Source organism: Desulfatitalea tepidiphila (assembly GCF_001293685.1).
GTDB lineage: Bacteria > Desulfobacterota > Desulfobacteria > Desulfobacterales > Desulfosarcinaceae > Desulfatitalea > Desulfatitalea tepidiphila.
In genome coordinates this window covers 655,167-679,687 of record NZ_BCAG01000003.1, presented here as the reverse complement: position 1 = coordinate 679,687, position 24,521 = coordinate 655,167, and the positions used below count along the sequence as shown (strand labels likewise).

Sequence of the window (24,521 nt, the reverse complement as noted above, 5' to 3'; positions counted from 1 at the left end):
AATCCATACGAACTCAACATTGTAATCGTCCATCATTTTTAGAAATGCGGGACGGACTTCGCTTCAGTGCTTTCAGAATTCTTTCCACGCAATCCTCGGACGCTCGTTCAACCTTGTGCTCCCAGATGCGAATGACTCGCCACCCCAACCGACGTAGTTTCCGAAAATTTTTCTGGTCTCGCTTCCTGGTTGCGGCGATCTTTTCTCTCCATTTTTCAGATAGCTTATGTTGCCATAAGGGGAATCGCCAGCCATGCCAAAAATCTCCGTCAATAAAAACGGCTATCTTCGCCTGATGAAAAACTATATCAGGTCTACCCGGCAGTGTCTTTACGTGCCTCGAGAATGAAATGTCATGTTCTTCAAGGAGGGCAAAAATAATTTTTTCAGGTTTGGTATTTTCCCCTTTGATCCGGGACATGACCCAACTGCGCTTTTCGGCAGACATGATATCGCCACGATGTTCGCCAGGTATGGGGGCATTACCTGGAGCCCAGGAACGGTGGCCGGCCTTTGGCGTTGTCCGTTTTTTATTCTGATTTTTTTTTGCCATTTTCTGCCTTGCAGGTTTCGGAAGTTCCCAATTTTTACTTCGGGAAATTGGTCTCAAGCCAATGCCGAACGTCCTCAACCCTGTTGAGACCTGAAAGCGATAAAATCGAAACGATATCCTTCGCCGCAATTACCACAACAGGATGACCATCCTCCTTTAGTTCGCGGTACGCCTGTGAATTTATGTATGACGTCGTCACTATAACACCGAACTGGCGATGTCGCAGCCTTGAAATCAGGCGTGATAATCCTCTAACACCAACCGAATTTGCCAGGTCATAACATTTTGCCTCCAAGGCAAAATCCACATAAATCGCAGAAGCACCATGACCAATTCGATAAAGACCAATGGCATCCCGACCACCATCCCGGCTTGGCCTGGTGAGATTGAAGGAGAAAAAATTCCTATCCATCAGTTGAGCTATATTTGCGGCGCACGCTTCAAACAAAACCGGTGCATCCTTGAAATATTCATGAATAGTTCGAACAATCTCCTGGGATTCAGCAGCTTCAGGCATCTGCTCTGCCCTGCTCCGATGTTCTACTGAGCTCTCTGCTTTTAACGGGATATAGATTCCATTTTGTACCCAGCGCTTATACGGAACTGGGCAGTTAATAGACAGGGGGTCGCCAAGTTTAATGTCATTGATCCAATCACGAGAAACACAGGGCACTTTTAAGATTGTAAACGAAGCCTTATAGTTTTGAAATCGCTGTCCCCCTGCAACTTTCCATACAGCGACAAGGTCTTCCATGGCTGTTAATTCTTGTGTCCCAGGGACAGCCAACCCAAGAAAAACCATATCTCGGAAAGACCCTGCATTTCCGAATACAAGGATTGGGGCCACCTCCTCCCTGCGAGGAGGGTTGGCATGAACCGCATTATACATATTTTGCAACAACCTGTTTCCATTTCGTGGAGTTTCATGCAGTGCACGTCCAGGTCGCTTATTATCTCCGAAATAAGTCAAAATCCCTGTTTCTTTATCAAGGTTGTCCGGCCAATCCGGATCATTGAAACTTGACGTTAGTACAACTAAGCGCGGCGTTTCAACATTGCCAAGGTAACGAAACCCCCCTTGATTACTGACCCCAATTAGTGGATGCAGAGGATCATCCCCGGCATTCGCTGAGCGTCCACCCTTGTATACAGCATCAACGATGAGATCTGATTCTTCCAATTTTATAAAATCGAATTCTTTTATAGCAGCCAACGTCTCTCTATTCCTGTTCAGTGCCTGACAAAATATTGTTCACGATGTCATAGAAGAAGCCCAATGAAAGGTTATCAGGCTTTCCAACCACGGCTACACGGTCCAGGAAACGATTACCTTCTTCGCAGCTTGTTTCAGGCAACAATGCACAGGCGTGACATGCTGCGCGGTTTAACGAATCAATACCCTGCCCGTGACTTTCAATGCAAAGTGGATCGGTGGAACACCATAATGCGTCTTTTAGCGCACCCTGAAACAGGAATTCTAGCCGGCCAGGCTTCCCCTGCTCGACAAGACCGCCCATTGTTCCTTCGCTGTCGCCAGCGGCAGTATATATCAGAATACCGTTCATGGCCCGGTCATCGCCCTCCCAACAATATATCCGTTCCCTCAAGGAGGAGCTCCCATATCCGCATTCGAAACTCAAACGACGGATCAGGATGTGCGCCAGCGTATGCAGCAGAAAAAACTTGGAGGGGATTTCCCGAGGTTTTCGGCCCAGTTTGTTATAAATGCGCCGGTGGTTCGCAAAGATTTCATCATAGCGCCGGGTATCCGTATTGCTGAGCCACAGTTGAATTTTTGATGCCTTCAAAGTGAAAAAGATACCTTCGCCATAAACGCGTATACCAGGCAACCAGGGTTTTGCCTGAAGGCTCAACTGCGATTGATCCTGCTGGTCAAATTCACGGTAAGGTGGCGGGTTGATGCGTGAAAAGCCTGTTAAAACACGTGTTTCTGCGAGTTTCTTCACCAATACGACCTGATCTATGTATTCACGGATATCCTCCTCATAGGTGCCCATTTCTGGTTTTTCCGTGATGAACTCCTGATCCGTGTCACCAGGGGACTCCAACATAGCCTTGTATTCGGAGAACCGGTATTCTTCTTCGGTTTGAATACCATTTTCAAGACCAACACCAGCGAGTTTCTGAGTAACCACCTCTTTAAGGCGCTTGAAGTCGAGTTTTTTCATTTCAGCGAAGATTCGCAAACGCATTTCGTCGGGTGTCCCGCCCTCCTCGACTCCTGACGTCAAGACACTCCAGTTATGAGCATCATCAACCAGTTTTCGGATAGGATCACTGAATGGCGGAATAAGAATGGAGCTGGCAATTTTCGAAAAATGCAGGTTGGTTGCACCTCTTTGCAGCATCCGTGGCGGATCCACGGAAATACAGTTTTCCTGGCCATGCGGTCCAAGCCATGGCCGATTACCCTCGCATTTAAAGCCCTTTAGCGAATTTGGTCCAGCTGATCCCATCAATGATCGTGCTTTGGCTCCACACGCTTCGCATTTAATGAGCAGCCCCATCAATCCGGCTTTCCCAGTATAGTTGAATCGCAGCACAGGATCATTGCATGGTGTAACAGTATCCAATGACTCGCCGGGCCTGCTGTGTGCCCACAGTACCCAAGGAAAATCGTCGATGTGTCCATTCTCACAGGCCACAACAAATCGCAATGGAACCATGCGCCATCGTTTTTTCTCTGGAAGCGTTGCACAAGATGGTGCTCCCGTACGCAGCGGCAACAATTCACTGTCGCAGCGCGGCGGGGAAACGTCGTTCCAGTTGGCCCTCTTCATAGTCCTGCATCGGGGGCAAAAATGCCACAGAGGAAACCGTACAAAGGGAAGATATTCACCTGCAAACCCGGGCTGCGGTGGTGGTGGCGGAGAACGGAAATAATCCACCTCAAGCCGACGAGCCAAACGGTCATCACGGACCTGACACTCTGGCTGATCTGGCCAAACGTCCAACCCTGCAGCCATGAGACTCTGTCCCGGGAAATCAACCAGCGCACCTATGCCAAATGGGATCACTGCCTGTGATCGTCTTAACGATTTTCGTGCCATGGCTATTCCCCCGTTGTTGATTCGTTTGGATCAGGATATGTCGAGACCACTCGTGCAAGACACTCTACGTCAACATTTCGCATAGATGTTGGTGTAGGCCATGAAACGTCCCATTCCACACGCGGTTCAGTACCAGCAGGGTACATCAGAGGCTGATTTTCGGGTGGCCGGCCAAAGCCTCCCCATATCCCAGGCTTGAATTCGACCCACTGTCGCAGCAAGGCACGCAGCTTGCTTTCAATGAGGGATGAGTGCTCGGGATGCGAGTTCTCACAACGTGAACGAATAAAGTTAACAGCATTGTTTATGGCTTTTGCAGTCGGTTCAATCTTGTCCGGCGTTTCTATTCTGGCCAGATGCCGTGCAATTACGACAAGCACTGCGTGCAGTGCCCTCTCCAAGGCCGGGATGGAGAATGGAGTAACACTTGTCGGTTCGACAAATCTGTAAAAAGCTGAGTGATAGGCACGGAACTGTTCGTAATGAGACCTGTCCCGCGGCTTGCCTGGGTTGTACATTGCAACGATCAATCCTGGAGATTTGTCCGAACGACCGACGCGGCTGCTCGCCTGGATGTATTCCGATGTGGTTTTTGGCTGGCCGGCCACTACCATCAGGCCCAGGCGAGAAACATCAACACCTACTGAAATCATGTTAGTTGCCAGCAGTGTATCGAGGGGATAGGGATCATTTTCGGATTGGCGCGGATATTTCACTTCGAGTCGGTCGAGTATCTTCGGAATTTCATCAGCAGTTCGGCGACTAGTGAGCTCTTCGCTAGAGAGGAAGCGTCGGCATAGTTCTTTAGGTATGCGATCCCGACTGACAATGGCCCACATGTATTCGGGGATGTCGGCTTCGACAAGAGTGGCAGCATGGCCAAGCTCGCGCAGACTGTTGAAATATTGAAGTACTGTCCAATAGGGGTCACGGCAGCTTTCTTTTGCACCGTCAGGAAGTGCAATTGATTTACAGGACTGAAACAGCGAACTTAAGGTACGAATCATCGCCGTAACGAATGAAGGTGCTGCGGTTGCGAACACACCAGTATATATCCGACCTGGTGCATGCGCATCCTCTATGGCGAAGTAAGAATCTGAAATATCCAGTCCTTGTGGCGGGAATTGAAACAGATCCCTGTCATAAAGGGACCGGCATTGCTGTGAAGCCCGACGAATTGTTGCCGTAGATGCCACAATTTTGGGAAGTCTTCCTCGCCAGGAACAAAGCATATCGATGGCACTTTCGTACAAGCCAACTACAGAACCTAAAGGGCCTGAAATGAGGTGCAGTTCATCCTGTATTATAAGGTCGGGAGGGTCGTACTGCGTGCCATGACCAAATATGCTTCCTGAATCACCATTCCAAGCAAGCAAGGCAAACTTATCCACTGTACCAATAATTAGTGTCGGTGGTGATTCATAAATATCCTCATCCACAACCATCACAGGTAGTCGGTTGCTCCTCTTCGAAAACGGGCAGCGGGAATCAGGGCACTTAAATATAACGGTCTTAGGTCTGGGGTGTGGCAAATAGCCAAGGTGCTCGCGGTCGTCCAATTCCGTTCCGCACCAGGGACATTTCAATAGCTGAAACGGATTTTCAGCCTGTTTTTGCTTATTGGCAAGAGCGTTTGCAGCTCTGATAGCATCGCCGCGCCGAGTGGGCGTAAGGGAGAGGCCGACCCAGAGTCCGATAGTGATGGGTTCATTCCCCAGCGCCCCTGACATTTCGCGACGTATCAGTTCACAAGCACAAATCATGGAGCTTGCGCGCTGAAACTGTTGTGCCGTCAGAAGTCGCAATGTATAACGCATCAGGACAGTACAGCCAGCGTTTTCGGGATTGTTCAGACGACGAAGGAATATGTCGCATGCAGCCAGACCGAGATAGGCTTCCGTTTTTCCGCCTCCAGTCGGGAACCAGATTAAATCCACAAGACTTCTGTCAGGATGGTCGGTTCCATCCTCCTGTTTTACGAGCGACAACAAATTCATCAGAATAAAGGCAAGCTGGAATGTACGCCACCGGCCATTTCGTGTTTCTCTCGGTTCATAACTCGTTGGTAGGCCTTCCCATGGTCCCGAAATTGTACGCTTTTCTCTGCGGGAGTGGTACTGCTGCATGAGTATGGCACGGTTGGCGAGCATGAATGCAGTCAACATATTATCGTTTGTGCGGAGCAATTCAATTCCAGCCTGAATTCGTGACAGACACCGACGACAATATGCCAGATTCCGACGAGCGGCTTCCTGAAGATGCGATGGCAGGGTGTCAACTTCCTCCTCCCTGTCACGGATCCAGGCCTCGTAATCCCGTTTGAGCTGAGCAAGCAATCCGGGGATCTCTTCACGTGTCATTCTGCCTTCAGCGCCGGAAAGGACGAACATGTTCAGTTCATCGCCAGAACCTTCTCGAGGCAGGACAGGTGCTACCTTGAATGCCGGTATCGTGGATGTCGCAATCCGATTTGTACGGCCACCCGATTCCGTCCCCCAGTCGGCGGCGCACCCATGACCGACGGCAAATGCCCTGCGTTTTCTGTAGAGCAGTTCCAGGGCTGCCTCCTCTGGATCGTTCAAAACCCCAGGTGATGTACGGTACTCAAAAAACACATACTGTTTGTCCAGTGCGGTCACATCAAACTCGGTCTGAAAAAAACAGTCGGCGCCTGACGGAAAGGTATTTCCAGTGGATGTCCTTGTATTGAGCAACGATACAGTAATGAGGTACGCCCCATTTTGGCGCAGATGATAAATGGCGCGCAAACGCAGGTGTTCTGCGAGTTTGAATGATTGCAGATCACGAACGGTATTTTGCGGAATTTTCAGCCTTACCGGCTCAAGGTCCAGCACAATCCGATGCCACTCCCTCAGTTTCGAATCCGCTCCCCCAGGTTTTTGTGACTTATACACTGCTGCGCGGGGTTGAATAATCAGACCCTCAGCTGGCACTTTGGCAATGAATGTCAAGCCGATGGCTGCAGGCATAAATTCATTTGCCATCCGGACGGTTTCATCATATGCGTCACTGATTGCATCGCTTCCCCGTCCTTTCTTATCCGAATCCCTTACCTCCTCATCTGCAAAAATCTCTGGCCTCGCTTCATCAAGTTCAGGTTCATCAGTTGAGACATCGGCATCTTCTACCTCAATTATTGGCTGGCTAGGTGGGAACAGGACGCCAGCAGAGTACCGCTGGACAGGAGACTCTTGCAGTACCTCACCGGGCTGCTCGACAATTCCATTGCCGACATCTCCTCCGGTTCCTGTCGTAAGCCATGGTGGACCAATCAATTCATGCCGAAGGGCCTCTATCATCTGCTGCCTGAAGATTTCCTCATGTGTCATTCTGTTGACTCCATATTATTGTTCAGTCCCCATCTCTTGAATATTTTTCTCTGCCATCCACTGACGAAGACGTGTCTCATAAACCTCGCGCAGCGACTCATGCATAAGCAAGTATAAACCGACCCGTGCCCGTGACATCCCCACATAAATTACGGATCGCCACCAATCGGATTCAAGGTCCTCTATGTCAGTCAGAATAATAAAATCGTTTTCAAGCCCCTTGAATGCCGAAATCGTGCAATAGCTGGCCGATGGACATTTTCCGGTGACAATCTCCCATACATTGTTCCATTGCACAGGTACAAGGTTAGGATTGGATATGGATGCAGCGCAGCATTTCTCAAGGTTGCGTGCTGAAAGCACGGTGATGCGGCCGGGGGCCACTTCCTCGCGATGCAGGCATTTAAGAACAGATGAAAGTTTTCGGCCCTGCGCATCTGGTGTCTTATACCAGTTGTACTGGACCGGAATTCCAGCTATGGAAGCTGGGGCAGCAATCCTCGGGCGGGTCAGCATGGCCGTCTCCTCGGCGACCGGCTTTGTATTTCTGCGGTTAGTCGCAAGGATCGATAGTTGCCCATAAGACATCAAACGCTCCAAAGCTTCCTGGTTGAAAGCACCAAATACACTGGCTTGGTTATTGACGTCGCAGAATATGCGCCATTGACCGCTCTTGAGTCCACCTTCCACAAATGCATCAATCACATCCAGCAATCCTATTGTCATCATGTCCTGGGCTTCGTCGATGACTAGTGTTTTTGCCGGCATGGTGTTCAGTTCGATCAGAGCAAGAGAGGCATATTCGGGATATAGCTGCTGATATACAACTGATGCATCAAGATCGGAGCGCCTGCTCATGAACTCACCTGAAAACGATGAGGCGCTGATCAGATCGTTCAGAAGGCTGTAAATTGATTTGACCTGGATCTCACCTGCCAGATGGCGGGTTTTTGCATTTTCCTCTAGAAACCTTGCAAGCAAACGGTTATAGCATAGCAGCAATACCTTACCTTCTGTCTTCTGGGCTGCGCGAACAGCAGCTTCAAGGGCAAGCAGGGTTTTTCCGGTTCCTGCCCCACCCTGAACCAATACCCGGGGCTGATTATACTGCTCCCAGGCATCGATCACCGCATATTGCTCTCTTTCGAGGGACAAGAATTTGTCTGCTGCAGCATCTGCCTGGACCCCGAGAGGAGGTACAAGATCAAAATCGGGCCGCAGGAAATCTACAAGCGCCTGGATGTCTTTATCTGTGGGTGCGTAACGGTTGCGTGAATCACTCTCTCTGGCAAAGGCTGACAAACGCTCAATAAAGTCGGTTATGGGCCTGTGACGATCACGCGCATCGTAAACCAACCTGAGGTCCGCTTCACAACCTGCCTCATTGAAAATAATGTCCGGCAACATGACCCCATAGCAAAACAGCAAGCGGGATCTTCGTTGATCACTCCGAAACTCCTGCTGTACATCGCGTTCCAGAGCGAACATCGCGCTGGAAGCCTGGTCAAAAGGGCTCTCATGCTTCTCATGAGCAATGCCATAGCGATCAGTAAATTCCCACACGCCGTCACGACGTGAAACGCGACCGCCTTTAACCTCAAGAACAAAAACACCTTTGCGTGTAAGTAGTAGAAAATCGATCTCCCCGCGCCGTTTCCTGGCATGCCGGGCCAGCCCAAGCGAGTGCAGGCACACCCAATCGTCTGTTCCAGGTGTATCGCGGATTATGCCAAACAATTTTTGCTCTGCGCCGCTGCGCACGTTTGGATGAATCGACGCAGGGATCACACGTGCCATTGCTCTGATTCCTGCAAACGGTTGATCATTGAAAGGCGAACATTTGTGTCGTACTCATCTATTTCGATGATACGGGCAAGCACTATATCGGATTCAAGCTCAATCAGTTTCAACTGGCGGCGTTCTTCTTTTAAAATTTCGACAGCGCGACGTAAAACCTTCCGTGCCAGTTTGTGTGAAGCCCGTTGATGAGCGCCAAATACGGCGCTGACAGAGTCAAGCACGGTCTCAAGGTTATTGTTGAGGTAAGGATCGCCAGTAACCTTTGCAATGATGCCAATATCCCTTTCATATTGGCGGGGAGCAATCCTGTCATTATCATGAAGCCAGCCACGGATGGTCTGGATGTGAACGGCACAACCCGCGATCCTGAGATGCTTACGTATTTCCTGGGGTTTCAAGTCTTCTCGTTGCGCATAACTCACCAGCGCTTTTTGCCACGCCATGGCAGTCTCGCGAAGGCCTTCGGGCATATCTTCATCTGCGGTCATCCGAATTACGTCACGGTCAGAACGGCGATGAAACAGTAATGCATCATTGGGTTTGAGCTCCTTCGCTGTCTTGTAGCTAACATCCACGTTCTCTTTTTCCGTGTCTTCGACAATGGCATCAAGGAGATGAGTTACGACGGTGGCCTTATAGGACTCCCGCAAAAATGCATGGGCTCCGCCCTCAAACAAAACAAGGCGGGCAGGAACCTCTATTTCGCTTCCGTCGGATTTTGCGGTCTGATATGCATGCTTCCGGCGTGCTGCATGAATCCGCTCCTGGATGGATTCCAGTTCGCGTAGAAAGCTGGAATCATGTTCATCCACGGCCAAGCGTGCCCTCTCGTTATCCTGCTCGGCCCATCCTCTTACACTCGGAAACACCTTTGATCGTCTGCCGCATCTCGCTCGCCTCATCCGGGATATCTTTCGCTCATGACAGAAGTCTGCATGCCATCGGTACTCCGGGTTGTAAAGCAGCAAAGTCAATGGTTGGGTTGCAGGCGGAATGAGTATTCTTGCCATGCGGTCTTTGCGAAACCAGCCCGGGATAATAGCGCCACCGATATTCTCTTCATCATCAGGGGCATAGTCACTCAGGATTCGGAGGCCTTGGTTTCCGTATACTTGTTCCAGGTCGACGAGAAGCCGACGATCAGGACAGATGATCGCCCGCCCCGACTGAGCATCCAGAATTTCTTGAACTGCGATGGCTTTTGGATTGTCCATCTTCAGTTTTTCAAAAAGGTCCTGAAGCAACACCTTTATGTTGGTGGCTGCAGCTTGCTCCATTTCTGACAGATAACGAGACTCTCGTGCAATATCCCCAATCCTTACGATGTTATTTTTTATTGCATGGTACGACGGAATATTATCGGTCAGCAAGGTCGCCGAACGGAACATATATGATGTGACTCCAAACGCCAAAACGACGAGTTCATCAAGTTCAGCCAAGAAGTCCTCACCCCGTTGTTGCGCGACAGATTTAAGATGCCTGACCGATTCGAAAACTTCATCGGTCAATGGGCAATCTATGAGCCTTGCTTGCGGCACAACGGATGATTGAGTCTGCAACCTGTGCTCGTATCGAACGATTATGCCGTCTGCATCTGTCACCTTACCCTTTGGCCACAGTAATGCCGATAAATCTTTAGCATCCCACTCCCACATAATAATTGAATCATCGTCTTCAACAGGAAACTCGCTCGCAGACCTTTCTGGAGTAATAACGAGAGTCTGGAAATCCATGCGTTGCAGTTCGCCCAGGCTCGCGAATTTTCCTGAATTTCGACCTGTCATATCAATGATGATTGTATCTATTAGGTCTGAATGTTCTTCGGCATAGACACATGCAACATCCACATCAGATGAAAACACAAGCAGAGGTTCTTGCTGGCCAAAGCTGTTTGACCAGGGTTTGATTTCATTGTCGACGATGTTGCCCATCGGTACAACTTCTTTCAATGGGTAACCGAAAAATCGCAAACGTTTTGCCAAATCGCCTGCAACTGTCACCGGTGTCACAACGAGCATCTTTTTTCTGACGGCTGCAAGATCTGCGGACCTGCTCGCATTAAACAAGTATTCCAAGGCTGGAAGCATCGCGCCGCTCTTGCTAAGATCGCAGGTCAATTTCCCGCGGGTGGACCGCGACGAGTCAGCAAGTGTCAGTCGACGCAAGTATGATATGGGCCACCAATGCGTGCATGGCTGGTAATGGCCATTCCGATACAGGTCCTGGGTCAGACCAAACCTTCTATGCCCGTTAATCTCTTTGATACCGGCAAATTCGGCAATTGCATTGTTATCAACGAGAACCTTTTGTCCTTTAATAAATGTATTCTCCGAAACTTCGTGCTGCCCTGAATTCTGTATCAATCCAAGAGAAGCAACAAAACCAAGCAATAGCGGCATCGGACCTACAAACGGGACAACAAGGGCGGTCAAGCCACTTTGTCCTCCTCTTACCAACGGGCATGAGAGTGCAGAATTCACAATCACGTATTCAGAAATCGGGCGACCACCGCTGCCATCGTCAATCACCATGGAATTCAAAAATGGCCAAGCCCCCACTGTTGTGTCAAGGACTTCAATCCATGGATCACGTTTTGGTTCAATTAAGTCTACAGCCATCTGGGCAATAAAATTGTCGTCGAGGTATCCAACAATTCCTAATCGATCATCGATAGCGTCTTCTTCACAAATCAAATAGCTCAGGGCTGCACGAGCATAGCAACGCTGTTCCTGACTCCAGTCTGCATTCGAAACCACTGTAATGAGAAATTCAACATTTCTTTTCAGCCTTTGAAACAGGCCGCAGGCAGCAAGGTTGGCTAATCCATCACAGACGGTTCGGGATTTATCGATCAGATATTGATCATTTGATACGGGTTTTTCAGCTAGTTCCAAAAACAGGTTCTCAGCATGCTTTTGTTCATCCCGAGATAATCGAGGAGGGTTATAAACCGCCTGTTCGTCAAGCCTGACGCGGATCTCGTGGACGGCAAAACTCGTAATAAATGCGTCATCAAGAAGACCAAGCGCCCCGAGCCTGGATGGATCGTTCTGGCTCGCCCGCAACACATAAAGCAGTCCGCCACGGGCAATATCGGACAGGTCTTGGTCTGTTTTATGGGATGTTAAAAACCTGGAAAGAACTGCGATATCACGCGTCAGTGCATGCTCGAATCCACAGCTGGGTTCAAGTCTTTTTGCCCAGTCGCATGCACCTGCAAGCAGCTGTTCGTCCTCTCCGCGCCATTCAGACTTAAGTGTGTCGAATGTCTGCAGCAGAAATTCACGATCCGAGTATGTTAACTGATAAGCCACATCGGGGCCTCTTTTCTCACCCGCCAGTCAACGCTTTTACAATGGATTGCATTACTGGTGGGCAGACAGCGTTTCCAATCAGTTTGATTCGTTCCCGGCGACTTGATTGTGGCCAGACATGATAATTTGGGAAACCCATTGCAGCAGCGAGCTCAGGTGGCTGCAACATCCGCATTTCGTGACCATTACAGTTCGGCCGTACGATAGCGAATCTGTCGAGTGTTGTCACAGTCCGTAGCGGGCGATCGAGCGTTTGAAATCCCCCAGCACCGTCTGTGCCATAGTATACCATGATGAATGGAGTATCAGCACCGAGTTCTCTGATAGCACCTTCTGCACGCTCAACAGTTGCCTTGGCACGCCTTGGGCTGTTGACCGGCGAGAAGGCCCAGGGCGCATTCTTCGATTCACCACGCCCCAGGATGCTGCTATCAACTGTTTTCTTTGTGCGCCCCCCGGGATTGGGCAGAACAGGTGCGCCTTCCAGATCACCCACAATAAACAGGCGTCGACGCGATTGCGGAGTACTGAAATACTGTGCATCAAATATGGCACTCTCGGTGTGATAGCCAATGTCCATGATTTTTTCATGCCATTCGTCGAAACGACGCCATTTTTGCATCTGCATGACGTTCTCAACGACTATCCAACGCGGCCTTAAAACCTTGGCGAGGCGGATAACCTCAAAAGCAGTTTCCCTGCTTATTTCACATCGGGGTTTATTGCCTTTGGCCACGCTGTGACTCGTACACTCCGGTGATGCGAGAAGCAGGTCGATCCTGCCGACTTCATTCAGGATGCGCGCAGGAGTTAACGAACTGGCTTTCATTCGGTAAACTGTGGATTCCGGAAAATTCAGCTTATATGTTTCGGCAGCCAGTTTCCACATGTCCAGAGCAGCTGCTGGCGTCGCTCCAGCCATAACCGCCCCACGTGAGCTGCCGCCACCGCCACAAAACATGTCCAACATCCGTATTTGTATCTTTTTCATACAGTTATCTGTCATCTTGAGTTTGCAGGCTATTTGGGTTGGCAGGGGCCATTAAAGAGATTGGTAGCCGACCACATGACTCCAATTTTTCACCGAAATTATAGACAAGGTGCTTCATGTAATGGCCTGTCAGCATCAGCACGTGTAAAATGTATTTAGATTTTCTAGAATAAAAAACTATAGCAAAGAAAGATAAAAATGCAAATAAAATCTTGTGGTTAATCGATAGATTCTTGTGATTGCTCATTCTCACCATTATAATGCTGCATGATTAAACTGGTGTGCAACTCCAGATTGTGGGTCTCGTCGGTCTGCATACGCTCAAACAAATCGGCAAAAGCCTCAGCCTCCTCGAGCGGCAATCTGGCTCCGCGTTCCAGGCGCTCGATTCGTCGATGAAGGTTCTCCAACAGCCCCAGGACATGATCACCTACATCGGGCCGTTCGTTTGTGATCCTTTGGTACATGATCAACTCCTTTTGGCTTTGAAGCCGGTCCCCCGATTATGGTCGATGCCAAAAAAGAGAAACCCGTTCCACTTGGTACCGGTGACTTCCCGGGCTATGGCGGACAATGATTTATATCGCCGACCCTCGAACTCGAAGTCATGGTCGAGGACCTTGACTACGATATCACGGCCCTGAAACTCACGGGCGAGGATGGTTCCCGGAATGGGCAGCCTGGGATCGCGGCCGCCTGAGATGCGGCGGGTCGATATTCTGGATATCTCCTGTGCCATGTCGGTTTCGACCGGCTTGCGCGGGGTCCGGATTCTCAGTTCGGCGTCGTTGGCCAGCGCATCAGCCCGTCGTCTGGCGCGCTCCGACAGGTCACCTTCGGCCAGGGCCTGGATTCTCCAGGCGATGCGCTTGCGCAAAAAATCCTTGTGAAAAGAGCGTGATTCCTCGCCAAAGACCTCGATATACTTTTCCCGCAGTTCGCCCACCGTCATGCGTGAAAGGCCTTGAATCTCCTGAAATAGTCTTGCTTCCATCCGAAATCTCCTTGATCAATGGATTACCGTTCAAATCTCCCAGCCGTTAACTTTTGAGCGCATGAACGCTCTGGTAGGGCGAACAAGCAAGACGTTTCTCGACAAGTTCCTTAGATTCTTCGAATTGGCTCACATCACGTTCAAGGTTTGCCAAATCTTCGGCAGGTTGCCTATTTCTTTTGTATTCCAAAAAGCCCCGGGCCAGTATCGCAGCGATCTCCGCGACGGTCTCGTCGATTCTATGGGGAAGTTTTTCTTTTTTTGGCATCCGATCCCTCCTTGCGAAAGGCCGCAGGATTGTGTTGTGGATGCCGCAGGCAGGCGCGGAAGGGACTGGGGAAGAGCCCTTGGGGCTTGCCGGAAACCGCTTTGACGCGATGTCGACGGCACCCAAAATGGTCTCCGTTTCACGGCCGCATCCGCTGTCTGGTGATTTGCATTTGACCGGACCCATCATCCGGTTGACGCTGTTTACCTACCGGAAGGAATCATGAAGTGTCGGATCGGGGTTCGGTTGAAACCCAGGCGTTAACCAAGAAGACATGTTAAACGGAGAATTGGAGAATTCATGAAAGATTGTCTTGGGATTCGGACGCAACCCCCGGGTTTACAGTCGATGCCCGGGCAGAACGGTTGGAAGCGGAGAATCGGGAGGCGGCGATCCGACGCCGCAAAAGGCTGTGAATAAAGGCTAAAAGTGCAAAACCCCAAGGAACGACTTCCTCGGGGTTTTGCGTTAAATTAACAAGCGCTCGAAATGCGCTATTTTTGATTGGCTCCCTGAGTAGGACTTGAACCTACAACCTAGTGGTTAACAGCCATTGTTTTGGTACTTACCGCGTTTTACCTGAAAATACCATATCTGTTTTATCATCCTTTTTTGATTGGACTTTTTAATTTACTTGCCTACTTTAAAATACCTTGACATTCATTTTGGGTGGTGGGTATAGTGGTGGGTATGAAAAACTGATGGTTTTATTTCGGGGATGATCGCACCCACCAAAATACCCACCACAAAGGGGGCATGATGCCGGCACAAGAGAGATTCAAAACCGATTATCCGGGTGTCTATTTCATCATGGGCAAGGCCATTGCCACCGGCAAGCCCGAAAAGATCTATTACATCGACTATCGCAAGGACGGCAAACGTATCCAAGAGAAAGCTGGGCGCCAGTACCAAGACGACATGACCCCTGCCAAGGCGAACCGGATCCGCACCAATAAGATAGAGGGCCGGGAATTGCCGAACGTCGAAAAACGGGCGGCAGTAGAAGCAGCCAAGAGGGCCGAGGACAGCCGATATACCATCGCTAAGCTGTGGGATGCCTATTGTGAATCAAACCCCGACAATAAGGCCCTGGGCCATGACAAGCGCAAATTCGACTTGCACCTACGGGATGGCATCGGCAAAAAGGACCCGGCCGAACTGCTGCCCCTGGACGTTGACCGAGTTCGTCTGTCTCTGCAAAAATCCGGAAAGCGCACCCAGGCTGCCCGAGTGCTTGAGATATTGCGACGGACCATCAACTATGGTGTCAAGCGCGGCCTGATAGCTCCCCTGCCCTTCAAAATCGAAGTTCCCCGGCTGAACAACCAGACCACTGAGGACTTGAACCAGGATCAACTCAAGGCGCTACTAAAGGCCCTGGATGCCGATGAAGATCAGGCCGCTGCCAATGTGATGCGAATTGCCCTCTATACCGGGATGCGTCGATCAGAGATTTTCGGGCTCAAATGGGCCGATCTGGACTTCGAACGAAAGTTCATCGCCATCCGCGATCCCAAGGGTGGCCGGGACCAGACCATCCCCATGAACGAGATGGCCGAGAAGATATTCGTCGGTATCACCGCCCTGGACGGCAACCCCTATGTGTTTCCAGGCCGCAAAAAAGGCACCCATTTAACGGAGTGCCGCAAGGCATTTGACCGGATCAGAAAAGCAGCCATGCTGCCGGTCGGATTCCGGCCGCTTCATGGTCTGAGGCACGTTTACGCCTCGATGCTGGCATCATCCGGGCGCGTTGACCTCTATACCTTGCAACGACTTTTGACCCATAAGAGCCCGACTATGACGGCGAGATATGCCCATTTACGAGACGATGCACTGAGGCAGGCCAGCAACCTGGCCGGCGAGCTGGTGACGGCTGCTGTTACCGAGAAGAAAGATCAGACAGGGTGATATATGGAAATCAAACAAATTGTCTATTTGAGCAACGGGGTTGAGAAAACCGATACCGAATTGCGGTTTACGCCTGAGGAAAAGGCAAGTATTGAGGAAGAACTGAAAGCCTTTGACGATGGCCGGGTGAGGACTTTTATTTTCTTCCTTGAATCACTATGCTCAGCCCCGATAGCTATAAGCCAAAACTTGGGAGGCAAACTCGGAGAGCAGTACGATAGAAGGAAAATAGCGGAAATCCGACCAGGGGTAAATGATGCAGTAAAGTTATTACAGGACACATTGAGATTACTCCGTAAGGTCGAGAAATGCGACATAGCTCCTTTTACTCCAGATAGCATTGATGAACTATATATGGCCATGGAAAAAAATGCTGGATCCTTTAATCATGTCGCTCAATTCAATGCTGGTCGCGCAATACCACATATCCAAAAAATTCTTGACGCATTTAAGCGGGGAGCGGAATCGATTCCAGAGAACACAAAATCGAGAACCAATCGCAAGGAACTCGCCACCCGCATTGCAAAATGTTTCTATGAAAACCTTGGTGTAAAGCCAACAAGTACCGATCCAGGTCCGTTTTGCAATTTGCTGATTATTATTTTCGAGGCTATTGGCATAAATCTTTCCGACCCCAAAAAACTTGCCCGAGAGGCGATCAGGGGGATGTAACCCCAAAACTTTTTTATTGCGTCTCCTGATTAGATTTTTGCTTCATGTAATACCTGTGCATCAAGTTTGATTCGCAGGTATTTTTTTTTAGAAGGAGCAAAAATCATGAAGCAATTCGAAGCAGAACCAATCTGGCTAACGCCCGCCGAAGTGGCCCGCCGAACCGGCAAGTCCGTTCAGACCCTCGCCAATGAGCGCCATATGGGCAAGGGATTCCCGTACTCCAAGGACGGTAAATCCGTTCGCTACTTCTGGCCGACCGTCCATGAAATTCTTCAGCGGGCGACCGTGTATCCGGAAGGGGGTGGACAATGACCCCCATCGAGCAGCATCAAAACATCATCCGCGAACTGGTCAAGGTCCTGCCCGTGGCGCAGCCGTGGGAACGGGGAGAAATCCAAACCATCATCCGCCGGCGCCAACTGCGCCTGGATATGCTGGTCCTGCTGGCCGAACTCGAAAGTCAGCCGTTCGACCCCCAGAGAAGCCAACAAATCGACGCCATCAACGCTTTTCTTGAATGCTATTGAAGGGATCGGGTGCGGCCGTGAAATCAATTTTAGATCAGGCTCTATGGTATCAATCGAAAGGTTATTCCATCATCCCCGTGGGCCGCGACAAAAAGCCCCTCATCAAGTGGCAGCAATGCCAGCGTCAAGCCGCCTCTGAGCAGCAAATCCGTGCCTGGTGGCAGCAATGGCCTGAGGCCAACATCGGGATCGTTACCGGCGCCATATCGAACCTGATGGTCGTTGACGTTGATTCTCAGGCCGGCCATGACGCCCTTAACGAATTCCTGCCCGAGAACATCCTGACCCCGATATGTCGGACCCCATCAGGCGGGTGGCATTATTGGTTCAGGTATCGGTCTGGCCTGGTTAATCGTGCCAGGGTGATTACCGATTGTGACGTTCGGACCGATGGCGGATACGTTGTTGCCCCTGCGAGTATTGGCGCCAACGGCAAGCCTTACGCATGGATGGAAAACTTCGGCATCCATGAGGTGGCGATGGCCGAAATGCCATCAATGCTCTTTGACACCCTCGCCGTTGCTAGCGCGCCCTCGAGCGCGCCATATAATGATAGAATTCCTTTTGGGGATGTATGTGGGCACCCCCCCGAGAGTGCCAACATTTGCCAACATCCGACAACATTTGACAACATTTCCTTTGATGAAGGTGGCCGCGACCAGACCCTTTTTCACCTCGCCAACTGTCTGGTCAAGGGTGGCATGGATAACGCAAATATCGAAAAATACATGTATTTTTTCGGTAGAAATTGCAACCCGCCTTTCCCGGAAAAAGAGATTCAGACCAAAATTCAGTCAGCCCTGAAACGCTCAGATTCCCGTGATCGGAACCTTACGCAAGAGATTCGGGACTTCATTTTGACAACATCTGACAACATAACGACAACATTTGTCTTCCAATGCCAACATTTGACAACACGCGAGGAAAAAAAGAAGGGGCATGTCGTCCTGGGCCGACTGGAAAAGGAAGGATTGATCGAGAAGGTCAAGGGAAAAGTCGGTACATATCGCCGTGTTGAGTCCGACTGCGCGGCCGAGGATTGGCAGAACGCTCCCGTAGAGAAGGTCCAAATATGGCTGCCGTTTGAACTCGACACCATGATCGAAATTCCCCCCGGATCAATCGTCCTGGTGGCCGGCAGCCAAGATGCCGGGAAATCCGCATTCCTGATGAACATCGCAAAGGAGAACATGCGGAAGTGGAACGTCCACTATTTCAGCTCAGAACTGAATGCCAGCGCCTTCAAAATGCGCGTCTCCAAATTTCCAGGCATGACCCCCGATATGTGGCCGATCAAGTTTTACTCCCGTTCGGATGGCTTTCAAGATGTGATCCGAACCGGCCGCGATGACCTGAACCTTATCGATTACCTGGAAGTCCACAATGAATTCTATCGGGTGGCCGAGTACTTGGCAGCCCTGCATCATAAGATCGGTCAAGGGATCGCTGTTGTTGCTCTCCAGAAGGACCCAAACGCCCAATATGGCCGTGGTGGATCGTTCGGCAACGAGAAGCCGATCCTCTCCCTGCTGCTGGATTACGGTGTTTGCACCATTTCCAAATTCAAAGGGCAATTCAAGGGGAGCAACCCCAGAGGCATGAAGTATGAGTATAAACTGGTTGACGGCTGCCGATTCGTGAAACAAAAAGGATGGTATCAACCAGCAAAAAACTAAACGAAAGGAAAATGAAATGACCACAAAACCAAAATTTAACATGATCGAGCCGAGAGTCAGACCTCTTTGTGAACATTTACGCTGTCAAAATCCATCCATACCCGGATCGAAGTTCTGTGAGGAACATCAACCGAAAAAGAAGACGTCTGCTTATGATGATTTAACAAAGGAACAGATCAAGGAACGCATGACGATGGGGGAAATCGATGGCGATGAAACCCCGTAGATACTGCGCCTGTTTCCCATGCAACAACCTGGCCGAACCCAACTCGAACTACTGTGCCGAGCATCAGCCCATTAAGGCGGTCAAGGTCCGGGACCAGTTCTATGGTACGGGTGCATGGCGCCGTTTCCGAGATTGGTACATTCGGAAGCAACCGCTTTGTGAGCAATGCCTCGCTGAAGGACGCATCGAGCCTGCTGTTATTGTCGATCACATTGTTGAACTGAAGGACGGTGGAGCGCCTCTGAGTGAAGATAACGCTCAAAGCCTATGCAGACGGTGCCATCAGCGGAAAACAGCGCGTGAGGCCGCTCTCCGGCGGGAAAATCATCGCGTAGGCAACGCCATCGACCGGGCTGGCAACACGGCGCGGAGTTAATTTTGAGAGAAAGTTCGTAATGGGCAAACGAGGACCAAAAAGTGCAGCTAAACGATATGCCGAGCAGGCCGGCCGGGAACCATATTACCCGGACGGTTACCCCTGGGACAAGCCAGGTCAGACCCGATCCGCTCGGGTGATCGCCTTTATCGAGTCCCTGCCGATCACCTCAGGCATCCATGCCGGCCGGAAGTTCAAACTCCGTCCATGGCAACGTAAGATCGTCCGGGCCCTCTATCGGACCCGGCGCGGGAAGCGCATTGTGAGGACCGCCCTTCTAAGTTTCCCGAGAAAAAATGGCAAGACCGCCCTGGCTGCCGCCCTCGCCCTATGTCACCTTTTGGGACCCGAGGCCGAGGCCCGCGGTCAAGCCTATTCCGCGGCATCCGACCGGGAACAGGCGGCGATCACCTTCCGAGAAATGGAAGCCATGATCCTGGCCATCCCCGAATTTGAAGCCCGATGCCATATCCAGAGTTTCCACAAGACGATCACCGACATGGTGACCGGCACCGTCTACAAGGCATTGACGGCCGATGGCCGCAAAGCCCATGGTCTGTCACCGTCCTTCATGATCTACGATGAACTCGCTCAGTCTCGGACCCGTGAACTGTACGACAACCTGGTCACCGGCACCGGCGCCCGTGCCGAACCCTTGATGATCGTCATATCAACCCAAAGCCCGGATCCGCATCATGTCATGTCCGAACTTGTGGACTATGCCATCGGTCTGGATGACGGCAGCCTGCCCCCAGACCCTTCATTTTTCGGGTGCGTCTATGCGGCACCGGATGACGCGGACCCCTGGGACCTGGTCGTCTGGAAGTCCTGCAACCCTGCCCTGGGTGATTTTCGGTCCCTGGAGGAAATGAAGCAATTTGCCGAGCAGGCCAAACGGATTCCGACCAAGGAAGCGACATTTCGCAACCTGTACCTGAATCAGCGCGTCGATGCCGAGGCGCGATGGATGTCAACCGGCGACATCGATGCCTGTGCCCTTGTGGACTTCCCGGACCTCTCCGGCCGTCCATGTTACGGCGGACTCGATCTATCATCTACGCAGGACCTCACCGCCTTTGTCTTATGCTTTCCGCCTCAGGTCGAGGATGAACCGTTTTACGTCCTGCCGTTCGCCTGGGTGCCGTCTGAGGCCATCAGAGAACGCTCTCGGGCGGATCGGGTGCCCTATGACGTATGGCAGCGGCAAGGCCATATCGAGGCCGTGGCGGGATCGGTGATCGACTACGGACCGATCCTTGCCCGGATCGATGAACTTGCCAAAAAATATGACCTGAGGGCCATCGCCTTTGACCGATGGGGAGCATCCCGAGTTGTGAACGATCTGACCGAGGCCGGCATGACCGTGCTCGAGTTCGGGCAGGGTTTTGCCAGCATGAGCCCACCCTGCAAGGAACTGGAAAAGTTGATCCTGGAACGCAAGATCGCCTATCCGGATCATCCGGTCCTCAAATGGTGCCTGGGTAATGTGATTGCCGAGGTGGACCCGGCCGGGAACGTGAAATTTTCCAAGTCCAAAAGCAGGGAAAAGATCGATCTGTCCGTGGCCCTGGCCATGGCCTTGGACGGCGCCATCCGCAACCAGGTCAAAAAGGTAGAACCGACAATTATGTGGATGTGAATAATTCACTTGACAAATATGTAATATTTATTTTATGGAATGACATAAATGTAATTTTTCGTTGACCGGATGGCTGGCCGGTTTGCGAAGCGGAGAGGGGGGCAGGGAGCGATGCCGCACCATCGTTACCTGTCCCTCTTTTTTTTGAAAGGATGCCACATGGAGAAACGTACGTTTCAAATCGAGGTCGGATCGATTCGTGATGCCGATCAAAGAACCGTAGAAGCCACACTATCCACCACCTACCCCGTAAGACGCTATGACGGCGAAGAAGTCCTCTCCCATGATCCTGATGCCATCGACCTGACCCGTGCCCCCCTGCCGCTCATATCCGCTCACAATGAGCGATCCTTGCCCGTGGGCATTGTCGAAAGTCTCCAGGTCATAGGCGGCAAGCTGCGCGGTCTGCTTCGCATCAGCAAATCACAAGACCGCATATGGGGAGACATCCAGGACGGAATACTTCGGAACCTGTCCATCGGATATTTCATCAAAGAGAAGAAAAGGACCGCCAAAGGTTACCTGGTGACCAAGTGGCAGCCCTATGAGTGCAGCCTGGTGGCGGCCGGCGCCGATCCGGCGGCCGGTATTGGCCGTTCAATTACTACTATCATCAAAAAGGAAAAGACTACCATGGATTACAACGACATTTTGAAGGCGAAGAAAAGGGCCGTCGATGAACTCACCGAGCTGGCCATGACCGAGAACCTGGACGATGCCGCGACCGCTCGTTTCGATGAGCTGAAGGGCGAAATCCGCACCCTTGACGGCCGCATCGAGGCCATCGAACTGGCCAAGGCCGGCAAGGAAGACCTCGCCAAACGCTCGGGCACATTCAAGCCCGAACTGGAGAAAAAGCAGGACCGGACCATCCGGTTCGAGGGCGGACCGGCGGCGGACCGCTCCTACAAGGGCATGTTCGGTGAAGTGCGCGATGCCGACGATGCCGAGATGGAGAAGTTCAAGCGCGTCATGATCGAGGGCACCGGATCGGCCGGCGGTTTTTCCGTGCCCGATCCCCTGGCAGCGCAATGGCTGGACGAGTCTCTCCAGAACGAGATCATCAGACCGAGGGCAACCGTATGGCCGATGACCAGTTCGACCCGCACCGTGCCCGGATGGGATGGCAAGGATCAGTCCGGCGGCCTGCTGTATGGCGGTTTCGCCATGGAGTTTTTGGCGGAAAATGCCGAGGGCACCGCTCAAGACGGCAAGCTGCGATCCATTACCTTTAAAGCCCACAAAGGCGCCATCTTTTGCAACATCAGCAACGAATTGCGCGAAGACGGCCAGGGTTTCGAGTCTCAACTCGAAATGGCCATGAAGAAGTCCATCAGCCTGGGCCTGGATTACCACTTCATTAACGGCACCGGGGCCGGTATGCCTCAAGGCATTTTGCAGAACCCTGCCAAGATCGAAGTGGCGAAAGAGTCCGGTCAATCGGCCGATACCGTCATTTTTGAAAACGCGGTCAACATGTTCGCCAGAATGTACCCCGCCGGCCGCTCCAAGGCTGTCTGGCTGGCCAACGAAACGACGATTCCGCAACTTCTCACCATGAGCATTGCCATCGGCACCGGCGGCAGCCGTGTCGAAGTGTTCAAAGAATCCAACGGGCAATTCACCCTTTTGGGCCGACCTCTGATTTTTACCCCGAACTTGCCCGTCCTGGGTGATGCCGGCGATCTGGTGTTTGTTGACCTCTCTCAATACGCCATCGGCCTCCGCAAAGACTTGCGCCTGGAGAAATCCAACATCCCCGGCTGGACCAACGATTTGATGTCCTATCGCGTGATCGTTCGTGTTGACGGCATGGGCACCTGGAACACCTACATCAGCCCCCGCAACGGCGATTCCCTGTCCTGGTGTGTGACCCTGGCCGAACGTGCTGAAGGATAACCCAATGGGGCGGGTGACCGCCCCTTTTCTTCTGAGGTAATGATATGGGTCTATTTGACTTCCTGAAGCGCCGTTCGGCATCCTGGGCACGCTACGATCAGTATCATGGCGGCGAGGAAACGACTTCCGGCGCCAGGGTGACCGACGATACCGTGATGGGGATTCCGGCCGTGTTCGCATGTACCAGGGTCCTGGCCGAGTCCATCGCATCCTTGCCGTTGATCGTGTACGAGCGCCAGGAGAACGGCGACCGGCACCGGGCGAGAAACTTCTCTTTATACCGCATCCTGCATGACATCCCCAATCCGTTGATGACCGCCTCTGAGTTGTGGGAGATGATGGCCGGGCACCTGGCCCTCAGGGGCAATGCCTTTGCCTACATCGAGCGCGAGGCCGGCGAGGTCGTGGCCCTGTGGCCATTGCATCCGGGCCGGATGTCCATCGAACTGAAGGATCGGGAGTTGATCTATACCCATCAGAACGATGGCCAGGAACGCAAATATCGGTCCTCAGACATCCTGCATATCCGTGGCCTGTCCTCTGATGGGATCATCGGCTATTCGCCTCTGGCCATGTGCAGGAACACCTTTGGCAGCGCCATTGCGATCAGGGAATACAGCGCCAAATACTTCAAAAACGATGCCTCACCGGGTGGCATCCTGACCTCACCGCATAGCATCAACGTCGATCAGGCCAAAGCGATCCGGGAATACTGGAACGAGGGATTTGCAGGATCGAAGAAAAGCCACAAGGTGGCCGTGCTGGCCGGCGACCTGAAATGGCAGGCCGTGGGTGTTTCCCCGGAAGATAGCCAAATGATCGATAGCATGAAGTTTAGCGTCGTAGAGATTGCGCGCATATTCAGAGTGCCGCTGAACCTGGTCATGGATTACGAGCGATCCACATATTCGAACGTCACCGAACAGAACCGCTCTTTTTTGACCCATACCTTAAGGCCATGGTTGACCCGCATCGAGCAGGCCGTCTTTAAGTCCCTGCTGACCGAATCCGAAAAGAAACGCTACTTCGCTGAATACCTGACCCATGATCTACTGCGCGGCGATACCAAGACCCGCTTTGAGGCATACAAGATCGCCCTGGATGCCGGTTTCATGACCAAAAATGAAGTCCGGCGGGCCGAGAATATGAACGCCATGGATGGCGGCAACACTCTCGCCACCGAGTAGGCCGCCCCCGCCGGCCGCAGGAGCGAGCGGCCGGCACCCCCCTTCAAAACTTTCCAGCCGACCA

General features: G+C 51.6%; 19 protein-coding genes and 1 pseudogene. 10 read left to right on the top strand and 10 right to left on the bottom strand.

Annotated elements, in window-relative coordinates:
• Positions 1 to 13: 13 nt before the first annotated feature.
• The 10 genes from DFT_RS07585 to DFT_RS07535 form a co-directional block, all read right to left on the bottom strand.
• Entirely contained in the window at positions 14 to 553 is a 540-nt protein-coding gene (locus DFT_RS07585) for a very short patch repair endonuclease (protein ID WP_083453383.1), read from the bottom strand.
• A 34-nt stretch (positions 554 to 587) separates the two neighbouring features.
• Positions 588 to 1,766, bottom strand: coding sequence for a restriction endonuclease (locus tag DFT_RS07580; RefSeq protein WP_076750441.1), 1,179 nt, complete (start codon positions 1,764 to 1,766; stop codon positions 588 to 590).
• Between the two features lie 7 nt (positions 1,767 to 1,773).
• The gene (gene drmB / locus DFT_RS25440; RefSeq protein ID WP_083453382.1) at positions 1,774 to 3,624 is read right to left on the bottom strand and encodes a DUF1998 domain-containing protein; all 1,851 of its coding nucleotides are present in this window, start codon (positions 3,622 to 3,624) and stop codon (positions 1,774 to 1,776) included.
• A 2-nt stretch (positions 3,625 to 3,626) separates the two neighbouring features.
• Complete coding sequence (locus tag DFT_RS07565) at positions 3,627 to 6,974, bottom strand: helicase-related protein (protein WP_054030615.1); 3,348 nt, start codon at positions 6,972 to 6,974, stop codon at positions 3,627 to 3,629.
• A gap of 15 nt (positions 6,975 to 6,989) precedes the next feature.
• The gene (locus tag DFT_RS07560) at positions 6,990 to 8,771 is read right to left on the bottom strand and encodes a nuclease-related domain-containing DEAD/DEAH box helicase (protein ID WP_054030614.1); all 1,782 of its coding nucleotides are present in this window, start codon (positions 8,769 to 8,771) and stop codon (positions 6,990 to 6,992) included.
• Complete coding sequence (locus DFT_RS07555; RefSeq protein ID WP_054030613.1) at positions 8,759 to 12,088, bottom strand: DrmE family protein; 3,330 nt, start codon at positions 12,086 to 12,088, stop codon at positions 8,759 to 8,761. The genes DFT_RS07560 and DFT_RS07555 overlap by 13 nt, the downstream gene beginning before the upstream one ends.
• Before the next feature lie 16 nt (positions 12,089 to 12,104).
• On the bottom strand, positions 12,105 to 13,079 hold the full coding sequence (locus DFT_RS07550; RefSeq protein ID WP_054030612.1) for a DNA cytosine methyltransferase: 975 nt from the start codon (positions 13,077 to 13,079) through the stop codon (positions 12,105 to 12,107).
• A 218-nt stretch (positions 13,080 to 13,297) separates the two neighbouring features.
• Positions 13,298 to 13,546, bottom strand: coding sequence for a hypothetical protein (locus DFT_RS07545; RefSeq protein ID WP_054030611.1), 249 nt, complete (start codon positions 13,544 to 13,546; stop codon positions 13,298 to 13,300).
• Between the two features lie 2 nt (positions 13,547 to 13,548).
• On the bottom strand, positions 13,549 to 14,073 hold the full coding sequence (locus tag DFT_RS07540) for a DUF2924 domain-containing protein (protein WP_054030610.1): 525 nt from the start codon (positions 14,071 to 14,073) through the stop codon (positions 13,549 to 13,551).
• A gap of 46 nt (positions 14,074 to 14,119) precedes the next feature.
• Positions 14,120 to 14,341, bottom strand: a complete 222-nt coding sequence (locus DFT_RS07535; protein WP_054030609.1) for a hypothetical protein — start codon at positions 14,339 to 14,341, stop codon at positions 14,120 to 14,122.
• A 759-nt stretch (positions 14,342 to 15,100) separates the two neighbouring features.
• On the opposite strand from DFT_RS07535, the gene DFT_RS07525 reads away from it, so the two are divergent.
• The 10 genes and pseudogenes from DFT_RS07525 to DFT_RS07480 all read left to right on the top strand — a co-directional run bounded on the left by DFT_RS07525 (position 15,101) and on the right by DFT_RS07480 (position 24,457).
• On the top strand, positions 15,101 to 16,252 hold the full coding sequence (locus DFT_RS07525; protein WP_054030607.1) for a tyrosine-type recombinase/integrase: 1,152 nt from the start codon (positions 15,101 to 15,103) through the stop codon (positions 16,250 to 16,252).
• Positions 16,253 to 16,255: 3 nt separating this feature from the next.
• On the top strand, positions 16,256 to 16,924 hold the full coding sequence (locus DFT_RS07520) for a hypothetical protein (protein ID WP_054030606.1): 669 nt from the start codon (positions 16,256 to 16,258) through the stop codon (positions 16,922 to 16,924).
• A 105-nt stretch (positions 16,925 to 17,029) separates the two neighbouring features.
• Positions 17,030 to 17,239 carry a helix-turn-helix domain-containing protein gene (locus DFT_RS07515; RefSeq protein WP_054030605.1) on the top strand — a complete coding sequence of 70 codons (210 nt, stop codon included), beginning with the start codon at positions 17,030 to 17,032 and terminating at the stop codon, positions 17,237 to 17,239.
• Positions 17,236 to 17,454, top strand: coding sequence for a hypothetical protein (locus DFT_RS07510; protein WP_054030604.1), 219 nt, complete (start codon positions 17,236 to 17,238; stop codon positions 17,452 to 17,454). The genes DFT_RS07515 and DFT_RS07510 overlap by 4 nt, the downstream gene beginning before the upstream one ends.
• Positions 17,455 to 17,471: 17 nt before the next feature.
• Positions 17,472 to 19,130, top strand: a complete 1,659-nt coding sequence (locus tag DFT_RS07505; protein WP_161807102.1) for a bifunctional DNA primase/polymerase — start codon at positions 17,472 to 17,474, stop codon at positions 19,128 to 19,130.
• Positions 19,131 to 19,146: 16 nt separating this feature from the next.
• On the top strand, positions 19,147 to 19,356 hold the full coding sequence (locus tag DFT_RS07500; RefSeq protein WP_054030602.1) for a hypothetical protein: 210 nt from the start codon (positions 19,147 to 19,149) through the stop codon (positions 19,354 to 19,356).
• Positions 19,337 to 19,597, top strand: a pseudogene (locus DFT_RS27230) (HNH endonuclease family protein); the annotation flags it as partial. The gene DFT_RS07500 and the pseudogene DFT_RS27230, both read left to right, overlap by 20 nt.
• 154 nt (positions 19,598 to 19,751) lie before the next feature.
• A complete protein-coding gene (locus DFT_RS07490) occupies positions 19,752 to 21,371 on the top strand; it encodes a terminase large subunit (RefSeq protein ID WP_054030600.1) in 1,620 nt (539 codons plus the stop codon).
• A 159-nt stretch (positions 21,372 to 21,530) separates the two neighbouring features.
• Complete coding sequence (locus DFT_RS07485) at positions 21,531 to 23,270, top strand: phage major capsid protein (protein WP_054030599.1); 1,740 nt, start codon at positions 21,531 to 21,533, stop codon at positions 23,268 to 23,270.
• 44 nt (positions 23,271 to 23,314) lie between these two features.
• Positions 23,315 to 24,457, top strand: coding sequence for a phage portal protein (locus DFT_RS07480; protein WP_054030598.1), 1,143 nt, complete (start codon positions 23,315 to 23,317; stop codon positions 24,455 to 24,457).
• Positions 24,458 to 24,521 lie beyond the last annotated feature (64 nt).